Origin of the sequence: Sphingopyxis sp. YF1 (genome assembly GCF_022701295.1) — a bacterium.
In the GTDB taxonomy this organism is placed as follows: domain Bacteria; phylum Pseudomonadota; class Alphaproteobacteria; order Sphingomonadales; family Sphingomonadaceae; genus Sphingopyxis.
In genome coordinates this window covers 3,976,702-3,992,020 of sequence record NZ_CP033204.1, presented here as the reverse complement: position 1 = coordinate 3,992,020, position 15,319 = coordinate 3,976,702, and the positions used below count along the sequence as shown (strand labels likewise).

The window sequence follows — 15,319 nt, the reverse complement described above, 5'->3', positions numbered from 1 at the left end:
ACGGCCATGGACGCACAGAAACTCTTCTCGGGCACCGTCGCGCCCGAGGGCGCCGACCTGCTCGACGAGGCGAAACTCACCGCCTGGATGGAGGCGAATGTCGAGGGGTTCAGCGGCCCGCTGACGCAGGGCAAGTTCGCCGGCGGCCAGTCGAACCCGACATACAAGATCAGCGCGCCGTCGGGCAATTATGTCCTGCGCCGCAAGCCCTTCGGCCAGCTGCTCCCCTCGGCGCACGCAGTCGACCGCGAGTATCGGGTGCAGGCAGGGCTGTACAAGGCGGGCTTCCCCGTCGCGCGCCAATATGGGCTGTGCACCGACGACAGCGTCGTCGGCAGCTGGTTCTACGTCATGGGCATGGTCGACGGCCAGACGATCTGGGACGGCGCGATGCCGGGATCGACGCCGGAGAATCGCCGCGCCACCTATCATGCGATGATCGACACGCTCGCCGCGCTGCACAATGTCGACGTCGAGGCGGCAGGGCTGTCGGACTATGGCAAGCCCGGCAATTATTTCGGCCGCCAGGTCGACCGCTGGACCAAGCAGTATCGCCTCTCCGAAACCGAGACGATGGACGAGATGGAACAGCTCATCACCTGGCTGTCCGCGACTTTGCCCGAACAGACGCGCACCAGCGTCGTCCATGGCGATTACCGCATCGACAATATGATCTTTGCGAAGGACCGCCCCGAAGTGCTCGCGGTGCTCGATTGGGAGCTGTCGACGCTCGGCGATCCGCTCGCCGACTTCACCTATGTCGCGATGGCGTGGGTGACCGAAAATGGCGGGCGTTCGGGCGTGATGGACCTCGACCGCACGAGCCTCGGCATCCCCGAACTCGACGAGGTCGTCGAGCGTTATTGCGCCGCGACGGGACGCGACGGGGTTCCTGACCTGAACTGGTATTTCGCCTATAATTTCTTCCGCCTCGCCGGGATCATGCAGGGGATCAAGAAGCGCGTGATCGACGGCACCGCGTCGTCGAGCCATGCGAAGGAGATGTCCGAACGCGTGCTGCCGCTGGCGCAGAAGGCGTGGGACTTCGCGAAGAAAGCGGGCGCGTGAGCCTGTTCGACCTCGGCGGCAAGGTCGCGATCATCACCGGATCGTCGCGCGGCATCGGCCGTGCGATCGCCGAGGAATATGCCGACCATGGCGCGAAGGTCGTGATCACCAGCCGCAACCTCGGCCCGTGCGAAGAGGTTGCGGCGGCGATCAACGCGAAGCATCCGGGCGCCGCGATCGCGGTGTCGTCGAGCCTGTCGTCGAAGGAATCGCTGCAGGCGATGGTCGATGCCGGACGCGCGGCGTTCGGCCCGATCGACATCCTCGTCTGCAACGCCGCGTCGAACCCGCATTACGGGCCGATGGAAACGATCAGCGACGAGGCGCTGCGCAAGACGCTCGACCATAATATCGTCGCGCAGCACTGGCTGATCACGATGGTCGTGCCCGACATGCGCAGGACGGGATCGGGATCGATCATCCTCGTCTCTTCGATCGGCGGGCTGCGCGGTTCGCCGATCATCGGCACCTATGGCATCACCAAGGCGGCCGACATCCAGATGGCCAAGAATCTCGCGCGCGAGTTCGGGCCGTCGAACATCCGGGTCAACGCGATCGCGCCGGGGCTGGTCAAGACCGACTTCGCGAAAGCCCTGTGGGAAAATCCCGACAATCTGAAGGCGTCGGTGTCGAACGCATGTCTGGGGCGCATCGGCGAACCGCGCGAAATCGCGGGCGCAGCCGTGTTCCTGGGGTCACAGGCTTCGAGTTTCATGACCGGACAGACGGTCGTGCTGGATGGAGGTGTCGTGGTATGAGCGGAGCATTGGACAGCAAGGTCGCGATCATCACGGGAGCGGGCAGCGGCATCGGCCGCGCGAGCGCGCTGCGCTTCGCCGCCGAGGGCGCCAGGCTGGTGCTCGGCGACAAGACGGCGGCGGTGCACGAAACCGCGAAGCTGGTGCAGGAGGCCGGCGGCGAAGCCGTGGCGCTCGAGATCGACGCGGGGGTCGAAGCCGACGTCGCGCAGCTCGTGGCGACCGCGAAAGACAGCTATGGCGGCCTCGACGTCGCCTTCGCCAACGCCGGGATCATCGGCGACATGGGCGGCATTTTCGATTTCGATCCCGCCGCCTGGGCCGAGACGCTGCGCGTCAACCTGATCGGCCCCGCGCTGATGGTGAAGCACGCCGGCAAGGCGATGGTCGACCAGGGCCGCGGCGGCGCGATCGTCCTCACCGCGAGCGTCGCGGGTATCAATTCGGGCGCGGGCCCGGGGGCCTATTCCGCGTCGAAGGCGGGGGTGATCAACCTCGCCAAGGTCGCCGCGCAACAGCTCTCGACGAGCGGCGTGCGCGTCAACGCGGTGTGTCCCGGCCTGACCGAAACCGGCATGACCAAACCGACCTTCGACTATGCCAAGGCGAAGGAGGTCACGCACAAGCTGGGCCAGCTCAATCCGCTCCGCCGCGCCGCGCAGCCCGAGGAACTCGCCAATGTCGCGCTCTTCCTCGCCAGCGACCAGGCGAGCTATGTCAACGGACAGGCGATCGCGGTCGACGGCGGCCTCACCAGCTCGCACCCGGTGACGCGCCAGCTGCTCGGCCAGACCTCGCACTGACGAAAGGACGCGCGCGATGCAGTATCGGCAGCTGGGCGACAGCGGGATCGAGGTTTCGGCGATCTGCCTCGGCAGCTGGCTGACCTATGGCGTCGGGGTCGACGACAGCGCCGGACGCGCCTGCGTCGACGCCGCCTTCGACGCGGGCATCAACTTCATCGACACCGCCAACGTCTATGGCCGCGGCGCCACGGAGGAGTTTCTGGGCCGCGCACTACAGGGCCGCGCGCGCGACTCCTATGTGCTCGCGACCAAGCTCTTCTTCCCGATGTCCGACAGCGACAAGGGGCTCAGCCGGGCGCAGGTCGCAAAGCAGATCGACGCGAGCCTGACGCGGCTTCAGACCGACCATGTCGATCTCTACCAGTGCCACCGCTACGACCCCGACACCCCGCTCGAAGAGACAATGGACGCGCTCAGCGAGGTCGTGCGCAGCGGCAAGGCGCGCGCGATCGGTTTTTCCGAATGGGCGCCCGAACAGATCGAGGCGGCGGTCGCCCTCGCCCCGCCGTCGGTCAAATTCGTGTCGAGCCAGCCGCAATATTCGCTGCTCTGGCGTCGTCCCGAGGCAAAGGTGATCCCGGTCAGCATGGCCAACGGGATCGGTCAGATCGTCTGGTCGCCGCTCGCCATGGGGGTGCTCAGCGGCAAATACGCCGCCGCCGCCGCACCGCCGCCGGACAGCCGCGCCGCGGGCGAGGATGCGCATTTCATGGGCCGCTATCTGACCGATCCGGTGCTCGAGGCGGTGCAGCGGCTCACCCCCCTCGCCGACAAGGCGGGCTGCACCATGGCGCAGCTCGCGATCGCCTGGGTGCTCGCGCAGCCGGGCATCACCAGTGCGATCATCGGCGCGAGCCGACCCGAGCAGCTCAAGGAGACCGCAGCCGCGGCCGATCGCGCAATCGACCCGGCACTGCTCGCCGAAGCCGCCGCCATCCTCGAAGGAGTCCGCATTTCGTGAGCCGTTCCGTGATCCAGGGTTTCGACACCGCGCGGCTCGACCGCATTCCGGCCTTCCTCAAGGCCAAATATATCGACACCGGCCGCCTGCCCCACGCTGCGACCCTGGTGTCGCGCCGCGGCGAGGTCGCGCACCGCTCGTGCATCGGCGAGGGCCGGCCCGGCGAGGCGCTGAAGGACGACGCGATTTTCCGCATCGCGAGCATGACGAAGCCGATCACCAGCATCGCTTTCATGATGCTGGTCGAGGAGGGCAAGGTCGCGCTCAGCGATCCGCTCACCAAATATTGCCCCGAATTCGCGGATACCGGCGTGTTCGTCGCGGGGGGCGGCAACGTCCCCTTCCTGACGCGCCCGCCCGCGCAGCCGATCCGCATGGTCGACCTGCTGCGCCACACATCGGGGCTGACCTATGGCTTCCAGGAGCGTACCCCGGTCGATGCCGCGTATCGCAAGGCGCGGATCGACGATTTCGACGCCGATTACACGATGGACAGCTTCATCGCCGACCTCGCAAAGATTCCGCTCCAGTTCGACCCCGGCGCGCACTGGAATTATTCGATGGCGACCGACGTGCTCGGCGCGGTGATCGAGCGCATCGAAGGCAGGCCATTCGCCGAGGTGTTGCAGGCGCGCATCTTCGGCCCGCTCGGCATGGTCGATACCGGATTCCGGGTCCCCGCCGAACAGCAGCACCGGCTGGCCGACGCCTATGCCTTTCACCCCCGCGACAGGATGCAGGGGTTTGACGAAGGCGCGCGCAGCCGCTGGGCGAAGGACAGGAGCTTTCATTCGGGCGGCGGCGGGCTCGCCTCGACGGTGGGCGACTACCACCGTTTCTGCCTGATGCTGCTCGGCGGCGGCAAGCTCGGCGACACGCGGATCATCAGCCGCAAGACGCTGGACCTGATGACGTCGAACCATCTCGTCGGCGGGGGCGACCTGACGCAGCACAGCGTCGGCATCTTCAGCGAGGACGAGAATGCCGGGGTCGGTTTCGGGCTCGGCTTCGCGGTCACGCTCGATCCCGCGCGCGCCGGCATTCCCGGATCGGCGGGCGATTTCTACTGGGGCGGCATGTTCTCGACCGGCTTCTTCGTCGATCCGGTCGAGGAAATCTGTATGGTGTTCATGACGCAGCTCATGCCCTCTTCCACCTATCCCGTGCGGCGCGAGGTCAAGACCCTCGTCCACGCCGCGCTCGATGACTGACATTAGACCAAGGAGTTCTCCCATGTCCGAAGATACACCGATTTCCGTCACGATGGAAAAGGACGGCGACGTCGCCGTCGTCATCGTCAACAATCCCCCGGTCAACGCGCTCTCGTGGCACGTCCGCCAGGGCCTCGCCGACCATTTCGCCGCCGCGCTCGCCGATGACGGCGTCAAGGCGATCGTGCTGCGCTGCGACGGCGGCACCTTCATCGCCGGCGCCGACATCAGCGAATTCGGCAAACCGCCGCGCGGCCCCGATTTCAACGCGGTGCTCAACAGCATCGAAGCCGCGACCAAGCCGGTCGTCGCCGCGATCCACGGGACAGCCCTTGGGGGTGGTCTCGAAACCGCGCTCGTCTGCCACTATCGCATCGCCGTCCCCTCGGCGAAGCTCGGCGTGCCCGAGGTCAAGCTCGGCCTGCTGCCCGGTGCCGGCGGCACCCAGCGCCTGCCGCGCGTCGTCGGGGTCGAGGCCGCGGCAACGATGACCTCGCTCGGCGAACCCGTCCCCGCACCCAAGGCGAAGGACATGGGCCTCGTCGACGCGCTCGCGGGCGAGGATAGCCTCGCCGCCGACGCGATCGCCTTTGCCCGCACCAAGATCGCCGACGGCCCGCGCCCGACGCGCGAACGCGCGGTGTTCGGCGATGTCGGCGTGATCGAGCAGCTCAAGACCGCCAACGCCAAGCGCTGGCGCGGCTTCGACGCGCCTTACGCCAACCTCGCCTGCGTCGAGGCGGCGACGCGGCTGCCCTTCGACGAAGGCCTCGCCTTCGAACGCCAGGAATTCGGCAAGCTGATGTTCGGCAGCCAGTCGGCGGCGCAACGCCACATCTTCTTCGCCGAACGCCAGGCGGCAAAGATCGACGGCCTGCCCAAGGACACCAAGCTGCGCGACGTCAAGAAGGTCGGCGTGATCGGTGCCGGCACGATGGGTGGCGGGATCAGCATGAACTTCCTGCAAAAGGGCCTCCCGGTCACCATCGTCGAGATGGAACAGGATGCGCTCGACCGCGGCGTCGGCGTGATCCGCAAGAATTACGACGCGAGCGCCGCCAAGGGCCGCTTCAAGCCCGAGCAGGTCGACGCGATGATGGGGCTGCTGACCCCCTCGCTCAGCCTCGACGACCTCGCCGACTGCGACCTGATCATCGAGGCGGTCTATGAGAATATGGACGTCAAGAAGGAGCTGTTCGGCAAGCTCGACAAGATCGCCAAGCCGGGCGCGATCCTCGCGTCGAACACCTCCTATCTCGACGTCAACGAGATTGCGGCGTCGACCAGCCGCCCCGCCGACGTCGTCGGCATGCACTTCTTCTCGCCCGCCAATGTGATGAAGCTGCTCGAAGTGGTGCGCGGCGACAAGACCGCCGACGATGTACTCGCCACCGCAATGGCCACCGGCAAGAAGATCGGCAAGGTCGCCGTCGTCGCGGGCGTGTGCCACGGCTTCATCGGCAACCGCATGCTCGCGCCGCGCCAGCTCGAAGCGCAGAAGCTGCTGCTCGAAGGTGCGACCCCGGCGCAGGTCGACAAGGTCCACACCGATTTCGGCATGCCGATGGGGCCGTTCCAGATGTCCGATCTCGCCGGCGTCGACATCGGCTGGCACCGCGACCCCAACCGTATCGAAAGCATCCGCGACGCGCTCTGCGCCGAAGGGCGCTGGGGTCAGAAGAAGCAGGCGGGCTTCTACGACTATGACGACAAGCGCAATCCGTCGGAAAGTGCGCGCGTTGCCGAAATCATCGACCATTTCCGCCAGAAGGCGGGGATCGAAAAGCGAGAGATCAGCGATCAGGAAATCGTCGAACGCACCCTGTACCCGATGGTCAACGAAGGCGCGCTGATCCTCGCCGAAGGCAAGGCACAGCGCGCGAGCGACATCGATGTCGTGTGGATCTACGGCTATGGCTGGCCGGTCTATCGCGGCGGTCCGATGTTCTGGGCCGGGCTCGAAGGCACCGACAAGATCGCCGCGGCGCTCGAAAAGCACGGCTTCGAAGTCGCGCCTTTGCTCAAGGAGAAGGCGGCGGCAAAGGCCGGCTTTTAAACCTTTCGCACGATAACAAGAAAAGGCCGCCTGTCCCGATGCGGGGCAGGCGGCCTTTTCTTTGTCAATCCGTCGCCGCAATCCTGCACGGGACGTTGCGATTCAGGGTTAAAGCGCTGGCAGCATCTGCCGTTAGGGCGGAGTATGACGCCCATGCCGCTCCTCGCCGCCCTGCTGCTTGCCGGAAACGCGCTGGCCGCCGCGCCCGTGCCGACGCCGCAGGCGACCGCCGTCGCCGTGGCCCGTGCGCGCATATTGGCGCCCGCCGAGATACGGCGCGTGGACGGGCGGATCGAGGTGCGCACCGGCGAGCGCAAGGCGCCGACGCAGGTGCATCGGAGCGACCGCAAGGACGGCGGCGAGACGGCGGATTTTTACTGACTTGGCCCCAGTGATCGTCACCCCGGACTTGATCCGGGGTCCATTCACGCAGCGTTTGGAAGAATGGATCCCGGATCAAGTCCGGGATGACGAAACTGGTGGAAGATGGTTCCCGGCGTTCAGCCCTGCAAGGTCTGGATGATCGCCGAAAAGTCGCGGCCGTCCTTGTCGGCCTCGACGAACGCCTCGTAAAGTTCGCGTGCCTTCGATCCCATCGGAACGTCGGCGTCGACGCTTTCCGCCGCTTCCATCGCGAGGCGCAGATCCTTGAGCATCAGCGCCGCCGCGAAACCGCCGGCATAGCCATTGTCGGCCGGCGTGACCGGTCCGACGCCGGGCAGCGGCGCGTAAGAGGTCAGCGACCAGCATTGCCCCGACGAGACGCTGGCGATGTCGAAGAAGGTCTGCGGGTCGAGCCCGAGCTTCTGCGCGAGCGCGAGCGTTTCGCACGTCGCGATCATCGACGCGCCGAGCAGCATATTGTTGCAGATCTTCGCCCCCTGGCCCGCACCCGCACCGCCCGCGTGGATCACCGCCTTGCCCATCTTGGCGAGGATCGGTTCGGCGCGCGCGAAGCCTTCGTCGGTGCCGCCGACCATGAAGGTCAGCGTGCCGGCGTTGGCGGCGGCGATGCCGCCCGACACCGGCGCGTCGACCGCGACGAGGCCCCTGGCGGTCGCGGCCTCGATGTTGGCGCGCGCGGTTGCGACGTCGATCGTCGAGCAGTCGAGCAGCAAGGTGCCCGGAACGGCATTGGGGAAGACATCACCGTCATAGACGCCCGCGACATGCTTGCCCGCGGGGAGCATCGTCACCACCGCTTCGGCGCCGGTGACGGCTTCGGCGGCCGATGCGGCGCGCGTGCAGCCCGCCTCGACGGCGCGCGCCAGCGCCTCTTCGCTAAGGTCGAAGGCGCGGACGTCATGCCCCGCCTTGGCAAGATTCGCAGCCATGCCGCCGCCCATATTGCCGAGCCCGATGAATGCGATTTTCATATTTCTCTCCGTCGCCCCAGCGAAGGCTGGGGCCGCTATCGTTAGGACGCCTCCGATCCCAGCTTTCGCTGGGATGACGCTTGGCTCACCGCCCCTTCCACACGCCTTCGCGCTTTTCGATGAAGGCAGCCATGCCTTCGGCCTTGTCCTCGGTCGCGGCGAGGATCTGGAACAGGCGGCGTTCGTAGATCAGCCCCTGGTCGAGCGAGGTCTCGAACGCCGCGTTGACCATGTCCTTGTTCACCATTGCGGCCATCGGCGGCATCGATGCGATCAGCGTTGCGGTCTTCACCGCGTCGTCGACCAGCGTCGCATGGTCGACGACGCGGGCGACGAGGCCCGAGCGCTCGGCTTCGGCGGCGTCCATCATCCGGCCGGTGAGGCACATTTCCATCGCCTTCGCCTTGCCGATCGCGCGGGTCAGCCGCTGCGAGCCGCCCATGCCCGGTGCGACGCCGAGCTTGATTTCGGGCTGGCCGAACTTCGCCTTCTCCGACGCGATGATGAAGTCGGCCATCATCGCGAGTTCGCAGCCGCCGCCGAGCGCGAAGCCGTTGACCGCCGCGATCCACGGCTTGCGGACCTTCTTCACGAAGTCGCTCGTCCATTTCGAGAAGAAGTCCTCAAGGTAGAAGTCGGCGGCGGGTTTGTCGGCCATTTCCTTGATGTCGGCGCCCGCGGCAAAGGCCTTGTCGCCCGATCCGGTGAGGACGGCGCAGCGCTGGCTGTCGTCGGCCTCGAAGGCAGCGAACGCCGCGATCAGATCGTCAAGCACGCCCGAGTTGAGCGCGTTCAATGCCTGCGGGCGATTGAGCGTGACGAGCGTGACGGCGCCGCGCTGTTCGACGAGTAGGGTTTCGTATGCCATGCGATTCTCTCCGGATTTTTCGTCATGCCGGACCTGATCCGGCATCCCGCTTGGCAACGCTGCGGAAGCGGGACCCGGATCAGGTCCGGGGTGGCGAGGTTAAGCGAGGGGTTTCCATTCTTCGTCGGCGGGCAGCGGGGCGAAGATCGACGCGATCAGATCGTCGCCCACCCCCTCTGCCGTCGCCGGATTCCATTGCGGCGCATTGTCCTTTTCGACGATCACCGCGCGCACCCCCTCGGCGAAGTCGGGGCGCGTCAGCACGCGGCTGCCGATGCGATACTCCATCGCCATGTTCGCGGCGAAATCGGGCAGGTCGAGGCTGTCGGCGAGCTGACGTAGCGCGACCTTGCAGGTTTGCGGGCTCTTGGTGCGGAGCGCCGCGAGTTCCTTTGCCGCCCAATCGCCCGGATCGGCTTCGAGCGCGGCGAGGATGTCCTCGAGCCGGTCCGACGCAAAGAGCCGGTTGATTTCGGCGATATGCGCGAGGATTTTCGCCTCGGGCGGGGTTACCGACAGTTCGCCGAGGATGCCGCCGATACGATCGGGGTGTTCGGCGATGCGCGCCTTGGCCTCGGCGAGCTTGTCCGAGGGCAGATAATGGGTCGCGAGGCCGAGCGCGAGGCATTCGGCGCCGTCGAGCCGCGCGCCGGTGAGCGCGAGGAAGGGCCCGACGCGGCCTTCGAGCCGCGACAGATACCAGCCGCCGCCGACGTCGGGGAACAGGCCGATCCCCGTCTCGGGCATCGCGAGCCGCGTATTTTCGGTCGCGACGCGATATTTGGCGGGCAGCGAAATGCCGACGCCGCCGCCCATGGTGATGCCGTCCATGAAGGCGACCACCGGCTTGTCATAGGTGAAGAGCAGGTGGTTGAGCTGATATTCATCGTGGAAGAAACGGCGGCCCGAGGCGCCGTCGTCGGTCAGCGCCGAATTGCGCAGGAAGGCGATGTCGCCGCCGGCGCAGAAACCACGCCCCTCGCTATGGTCGAGCAGCACCGCCTGCACCGCGGCGTCGTCGCGCCAAGCGACGAGCGCCCCGGTCATGGCATGGACCATGTCGAGGTTGAGCGCATGGATCGCCTTGGGGCGGTTGAGCGACAGGCGGCCGGTGGCGCCCTCGGTCGAGATCAGCATATCGTTTGAAGATTCTGGGGTCATTGGCGCAGCAGGTCCCGTCCGACGATCATCCGCATGACCTGGTTGGTTCCCTCAAGGATCGAATGGACGCGGAGATCGCGCCAGAAACGCTCGATCGGATAATCCTTCAGATATCCGTAGCCGCCGAACAGTTGCAGCGCGTCGTTGACGACCTTGCTGCCATTGTCGGTCGCGAGCCGTTTCGCCATCGCCGAGAAGCGCGACTTGTCGGGGGCGTTCGCACTGACCTTCGCCGCGGCGAGATAGAGCAGCGCGCGCGAGGCTTCGAGGTCGGTCGCCATGTCGGCGAGGGTGAATTGCGTATTCTGGAAATCGGCGATCGGCTGACCGAACTGCTGACGGTCCTTCGTGTAGGCGATCGCCTCGTCGAGGCAGCGCTGCGCGCCGCCGAGCGAGCAGGCGCCGATGTTGAGGCGGCCGCCATCGAGCCCCGCCATCGCGAAGCGGAAGCCGTCGCCCTCGGCGCCGACGAGGTTTTCGACCGGCACGCGGCAATCCTCGAAGATCACTTGTGCCGTAGGCGATGCATTCCAGCCGAGCTTCTTTTCGGGCGCGCCGAAATTGAGCCCCGGCGTGTCCTTTTCGACGACCAGGCAGGAAATCCCCTTCGACTTCTCGTCGCCGGTGCGGACCATGCAGACATAGATGTCGTTGTAGCCCGCGCCCGAGATGAACTGCTTGGTGCCGTTGAGCACATAATGGTCGCCCTCGCGCTTCGCGGTGGTCTTGAGCGCTGCGGCGTCCGACCCCGAACCCGGTTCGGTCAGGCAATAGCTCGCGATCTTTTCCATGCTGACGAGGCTCGGCAGGAAGCGCGCCTTGATCCCGGCGCCGCCGAAGCGGTCGATCATCCACGTCGCCATATTGTGGATCGAGACATAGGCACTCGTCGCGGGGCAGCCATAGGCCATCGCCTCCATGATCAGCGCCGCCTCGAGCCGGCCGAGCCCGATGCCGCCCGATTCCTCGGCGACATAGATCGCGCCGAAGCCGAGCTCGCCCGCCGCCTTCCACACGTCGACGGGATAGTGGCTTTTCTCGTCCCATTCGGCCGCAAAGGGCGTGATGCGGTCGGCGGTGAACTTGCGCGCCATGTCCTGGATGGCGAGCTGGTCGTCGGTGAGCTGGAACTGGTCGGTCATTTTCCGTTCTCGATGATGGCTTCGGCTTCGATTTCGACTTTCCACTCGGGGCGGATCAGCGCGGGGATGACGAGCATCGTCGCGGCCGGGCGGATATCCTTGAATATGGCGCCGTGCGCATGGCCGACCAGATCGGCATCGGCGGGGTCGGTGATGTACATGCGCGTGCGCACGACATCGGAGAAACTGCCGCCGAGCGCGGCCAGCGCTTCCCCGATGATCGCCAGACAGCGCGCCGCCTGTGCGCCGGCATCGCCGGGGGTCGACGTGCCGTCGGGCTCGATCGGCGCGCAGCCCGCCACGTCGATCCGGTTCCCCACCCGAACCGCGCGGCTGTAGCCGTAGACGGGTTCGAATGGGGAAGCCGACGCATGATTGCGACGCGAATGGTCAGCCACAGCTGACCTGCGTGACCTTGTAGGCGTCGTCGTACATGATGTTCAGCCGGTCCTGCCGATAATCCATCGTCATCGCCGAACGCGGCGGGCCCCAGCGCAAGGTGCGCGCGCCGCTGGCCTTGAGCGCGCTCGCGCCGAGTTCGGGGCTCGCGGTCTGGCCGACGAACGACTGCGCGGCGTCGACCTTGCAGCTCATCTCCGCCGACGGCGGCGGGGTCGATTCGACAGGGGTTTCGCTGCTCGCGCAGGCAGCAAGCGGCAAGGCGGCGGCAAGTGCCAAGATGCGAATATCCATCCTTCGTCTCCCTTTCAAAACGCCGTCAGCCGGCACAGCGCGTATAGCGCAGCGACCCCGCGGTGCCACCCTCGCCATAGTCGCGGCGGACCAGCGCCTTGCCGCCGTCCGCCACGTCCAGCAGCATCAGCCGGTCCCATTCCTGCCCCTCGCCGCTGAACTTGTAGTCGGCGACGATGCGGTTCGCGCTGCGCTCGCGAACGCGCGCGAGTTCGCCGTGCGATTCGTGGAAACGCAGGTTCGCGGCGTCGATCACCAGCGCGGTCAGATCAGTACCCGGACGCTTGGCGCAATCGCCCGCGTCGAGCGCCCAGCGCCCCCGGATCGCAGCAGGGATTGCCTTGTCGCCGCTGCCGATGCCCGGCTCGGGCGCGACAGGCGGCCGAAGCGCGGGGTCGGGCCTATAGTCTTCCGCCCCCGCCGGTTCGGCCGGCGCGGGTGGTGCGGCATCGGGCTGCGCCGCGACGCTCGCTTTTTCTTCGGTCGCGGGCGCCCTCTTGTCCTCCGCACCGCCACACGCGGCGAGCAGCAGAACCAGGGGCATCGTCCATCGTATCATCATCCTTCTCCTTCGCGAGGAGAAATGCGCGATGTCCGACGCCGGTTTCATACCGCCTGCCTCGTCAGCCCATCGTCGGGATGACGAAGGCATTGCCGCCATCGGGCGACCCGTCGGGCCAGCGCGCGGTGATCGTCTTGACCTTGGTCCAGAACTTCACGCCTTCCATGCCGTGCTGGTTGGTGTCGCCGAACGCCGAGCGCTTCCAGCCGCCGAACGTATGATAGGCGACGGGCACGGGAATCGGCACGTTGATGCCGACCATGCCGACGTTGACGCGCGCGGCGAATTCGCGCGCGGCATGACCGTTGCGCGTGAAGATCGCGACGCCGTTGCCATATTGATGCTTGCTGGGCAGTTCGAGCGCGGTTTCGAAATCGGGGGCGCGGACGATCTGGAGCACCGGGCCGAAAATCTCTTCCTTGTAGCTTTCCATGTCGGGGGTGACATGGTCGAAAAGCGTCGGACCGACGAAGAAGCCCTTTTCGTGGCCCTGCAGCGCAAAGCCGCGGCCGTCGATGACCAGTTCGGCGCCTTCCTCGGCGCATTTGGCGATCCAGCCCTCGACCTTCTGCTTGTGCGCCTCCGTCACGACGGGGCCGTAATGCGCTTCGGTATCGGTCGACACGCCAACGCGGAGTGCTTCGATCGCGGGGATCAGTTTCTCACGCAGGCGGTTCGCGGTGTCTTCGCCGACGGGGACGACGACGGGCAGCGCCATGCAGCGCTCGCCCGCCGAACCGAAGGCCGCACCGGTGAGGTCATTGACCACCTGGTCGAGATCGGCGTCGGGCATGACGATTCCGTGGTTCTTCGCGCCGCCCATCGCCTGCACGCGTTTGCCGTTCGAAACCCCGCGGTTGTAGACATAATGCGCGATATCCGACGAGCCGACGAAACTGACCGCGCCGATGTCGGGATGGTCGAGGATCGCGTCGACCATTTCCTTGTCGCCGTGGACGGTCTGGAAAATCCCCTCGGGCATGCCCGCTTCGAGGAACAGCTCCGACAGGCGCACCGGGACCGAGGGGTCGCGCTCGCTGGGCTTCAAAATGAAGGCGTTGCCGACCGCGGTCGCGACGCCGCCCATCCACAGCGGGATCATCGCGGGGAAGTTGAACGGGGTGATGCCCGCGCCGATGCCGACCGGCTGGCGCATCGAATAGACGTCGATCCCGGGGCCGGCGCCCTGCGTATATTCGCCCTTCAGCACGTGCGGGATGCCGCAGCAGAATTCGATGACTTCCAGCCCGCGCTGGATGTCGCCCTTCGAATCGGCGATCACCTTGCCATGCTCGGCCGACAGCATTTCGGCGAGCTGGTTCATATTGGCTTCGACGAGGCGCTTGAATTCGAACATCACGCGCGCGCGGCGCTGCGGGTTGGTCGCGGCCCATGCCGGCTGCGCCGCCTTCGCCGCGGCGACCGCGCGGTCGAGGATGGCGCGATCGCCGAGCGCGACCTGCGCCTGCACGCCGCCATTATTGGGGTCGAGCACGTCGCCGAAGCGGCTGCCGCCGCCGGTGCCGCCGGCGATATGATGGTCGATCTGTCGCATTGTCCGAGTCTCCCGCAAGAAGTTGGCGCCGACTGACCCCAATCGCCGCACGATTGCAAGGGATAGACTTGCAGGACTATACTGCATAATTGCAGGCAATGGACTGGGACAGGCTGCAATATTTCCTGATGGTCGCACGCCACGGCACGCTCGCGCGCGCCGGGCAGGCGCTGCACGTCGACGCGACCACGGTGAGCCGCCGGGTGAGCGCGCTCGAGGCTGCGCTCGGCCAGACGCTGTTCGAGCGCGCGCCTTCGGGTTTCGTCCTGACCGCGGCGGGGCGCGCGCTCGTCCCGCACGCCGAGGCGATGGCGGCGGCGGCGGCGCGCATCCATCTGGCCGAGGGCGGCGGGTCGGCGCTGTCGGGACAATTGCGCGTCAGCGTCTCCGAAGGCTTCGGCAACAGCTTCATCGCACCGCGCCTCGCGGGCTTCGTCGCCGCGCATCCCGAGCTCGAGATCGACCTCGTCGCCTCGTCGGGTTTTCTCAACCCGTCGCGGCGCGAGGCCGACATGGCGGTGCTGCTCGCGCGGCCGCGCAAGGGTCCGCTGATCACGCGCAAGCTGTCCGACTACAGCCTCGGCCTCTACGCCCCCGCCGCGCGGCTCGACTGGCAGGACGCGGTCGCCGCGACACCGCTGTCGCGCGCGGGCATCCCGGTGATCGGCTATATGCCCGACATCCTCTATGCCCCCGAGCTCGACTATCTGGACGAGATCGAGCCGGGATTGCGCGCCAACATCCGGTCGTCGTCGATCCTCGCGCAGCGACGGATGATCGCGGGCGGCGCCGGGGTCGGCGTGCTCCCCTGCTTTCTCGCCGCGGGCGATCCGGCGCTGGTGCGCGTGCGCCCCGGCCAGACGATCGCGCGCGCCTTCTGGCTCGCGCTCCACCGCGACGTCGCGCCGCAACCGCGCATCCGCGCCTTCATCGACTGGCTCGACGCCGAGGTGCGCGAGAACCGGGGGCTGCTGGTTCCGGCGTCGCCGGAAATCTAGTCATCGTCATTGCGACCCCGGCAAAAGCCGGGGGAAGCGACCCAGAGCGGTTTACGCACATTCTGGATTGCCGCGTCGCCTTCGGCTCCTCGCAATGACGGGGG

General features: G+C 66.8%; 16 protein-coding genes. 8 read left to right on the top strand and 8 right to left on the bottom strand.

Translation table 11 applies throughout. The annotated features are described in order from the left end of the window. Positions 1-6 precede the first annotated feature (6 nt). From EAO27_RS19250 to EAO27_RS19220, 7 genes are all read left to right on the top strand, one after another. Positions 7-1,068, top strand: a complete 1,062-nt coding sequence (locus EAO27_RS19250) for a phosphotransferase family protein (RefSeq protein WP_242773858.1) — start codon at positions 7-9, stop codon at positions 1,066-1,068. Next, the gene (locus EAO27_RS19245; RefSeq protein ID WP_242773849.1) at positions 1,065-1,826 is read left to right on the top strand and encodes an SDR family oxidoreductase; all 762 of its coding nucleotides are present in this window, start codon (positions 1,065-1,067) and stop codon (positions 1,824-1,826) included. The genes EAO27_RS19250 and EAO27_RS19245 overlap by 4 nt, the downstream gene beginning before the upstream one ends. Beyond that, a complete protein-coding gene (locus EAO27_RS19240; protein ID WP_242773811.1) occupies positions 1,823-2,629 on the top strand; it encodes an SDR family NAD(P)-dependent oxidoreductase in 807 nt (268 codons plus the stop codon). The genes EAO27_RS19245 and EAO27_RS19240 overlap by 4 nt, the downstream gene beginning before the upstream one ends. Before the next feature lie 16 nt (positions 2,630-2,645). Further along, entirely contained in the window at positions 2,646-3,593 is a 948-nt protein-coding gene (locus EAO27_RS19235; RefSeq protein WP_242773801.1) for an aldo/keto reductase family protein, read from the top strand. A gap of 8 nt (positions 3,594-3,601) precedes the next feature. Then, positions 3,602-4,804, top strand: coding sequence for a serine hydrolase domain-containing protein (locus EAO27_RS19230; protein WP_242780660.1), 1,203 nt, complete (start codon positions 3,602-3,604; stop codon positions 4,802-4,804). Positions 4,805-4,826: 22 nt separating this feature from the next. Continuing rightward, a complete protein-coding gene (locus EAO27_RS19225) occupies positions 4,827-6,860 on the top strand; it encodes a 3-hydroxyacyl-CoA dehydrogenase NAD-binding domain-containing protein (RefSeq protein WP_242773799.1) in 2,034 nt (677 codons plus the stop codon). 153 nt (positions 6,861-7,013) lie between these two features. Then, positions 7,014-7,241 carry a hypothetical protein gene (locus EAO27_RS19220; RefSeq protein ID WP_242773795.1) on the top strand — a complete coding sequence of 76 codons (228 nt, stop codon included), beginning with the start codon at positions 7,014-7,016 and terminating at the stop codon, positions 7,239-7,241. 119 nt (positions 7,242-7,360) lie between these two features. Here the strand turns inward: EAO27_RS19220 and mmsB are convergent, their stop codons facing one another. The 8 genes from mmsB to EAO27_RS19180 all read right to left on the bottom strand — a co-directional run bounded on the left by mmsB (position 7,361) and on the right by EAO27_RS19180 (position 14,217). Then, positions 7,361-8,275, bottom strand: a complete 915-nt coding sequence (gene mmsB, locus EAO27_RS19215) for a 3-hydroxyisobutyrate dehydrogenase (RefSeq protein ID WP_347567149.1) — start codon at positions 8,273-8,275, stop codon at positions 7,361-7,363. A 46-nt stretch (positions 8,276-8,321) separates the two neighbouring features. Continuing rightward, positions 8,322-9,104, bottom strand: a complete 783-nt coding sequence (locus tag EAO27_RS19210) for an enoyl-CoA hydratase-related protein (RefSeq protein WP_242773777.1) — start codon at positions 9,102-9,104, stop codon at positions 8,322-8,324. 99 nt (positions 9,105-9,203) lie between these two features. Continuing rightward, positions 9,204-10,265: an enoyl-CoA hydratase/isomerase family protein gene (locus tag EAO27_RS19205; RefSeq protein WP_278190107.1), complete on the bottom strand. Its 1,062-nt coding sequence runs from the start codon at positions 10,263-10,265 to the stop codon at positions 9,204-9,206. Next, positions 10,262-11,407 carry an acyl-CoA dehydrogenase family protein gene (locus EAO27_RS19200; RefSeq protein ID WP_242773773.1) on the bottom strand — a complete coding sequence of 382 codons (1,146 nt, stop codon included), beginning with the start codon at positions 11,405-11,407 and terminating at the stop codon, positions 10,262-10,264. The genes EAO27_RS19205 and EAO27_RS19200 overlap by 4 nt, the downstream gene beginning before the upstream one ends. Further along, a complete protein-coding gene (locus EAO27_RS19195) occupies positions 11,404-11,805 on the bottom strand; it encodes a RidA family protein (RefSeq protein ID WP_242773771.1) in 402 nt (133 codons plus the stop codon). Before EAO27_RS19195 ends, EAO27_RS19200 begins: the two co-directional genes overlap by 4 nt. Continuing rightward, positions 11,798-12,100 (bottom strand): I78 family peptidase inhibitor, encoded by a 303-nt coding sequence (locus EAO27_RS19190; RefSeq protein WP_242773769.1) that lies wholly within the window; start codon positions 12,098-12,100, stop codon positions 11,798-11,800. Before EAO27_RS19190 ends, EAO27_RS19195 begins: the two co-directional genes overlap by 8 nt. Before the next feature lie 25 nt (positions 12,101-12,125). Then, the gene (locus tag EAO27_RS19185) at positions 12,126-12,662 is read right to left on the bottom strand and encodes a hypothetical protein (protein ID WP_242773757.1); all 537 of its coding nucleotides are present in this window, start codon (positions 12,660-12,662) and stop codon (positions 12,126-12,128) included. A 61-nt stretch (positions 12,663-12,723) separates the two neighbouring features. Next, complete coding sequence (locus EAO27_RS19180; RefSeq protein WP_242773750.1) at positions 12,724-14,217, bottom strand: CoA-acylating methylmalonate-semialdehyde dehydrogenase; 1,494 nt, start codon at positions 14,215-14,217, stop codon at positions 12,724-12,726. A 98-nt stretch (positions 14,218-14,315) separates the two neighbouring features. Here EAO27_RS19180 and EAO27_RS19175 point away from each other — a divergent pair, with 98 nt between their 5' ends. Then, entirely contained in the window at positions 14,316-15,215 is a 900-nt protein-coding gene (locus tag EAO27_RS19175; RefSeq protein ID WP_242773748.1) for a LysR family transcriptional regulator, read from the top strand. Positions 15,216-15,319 lie beyond the last annotated feature (104 nt).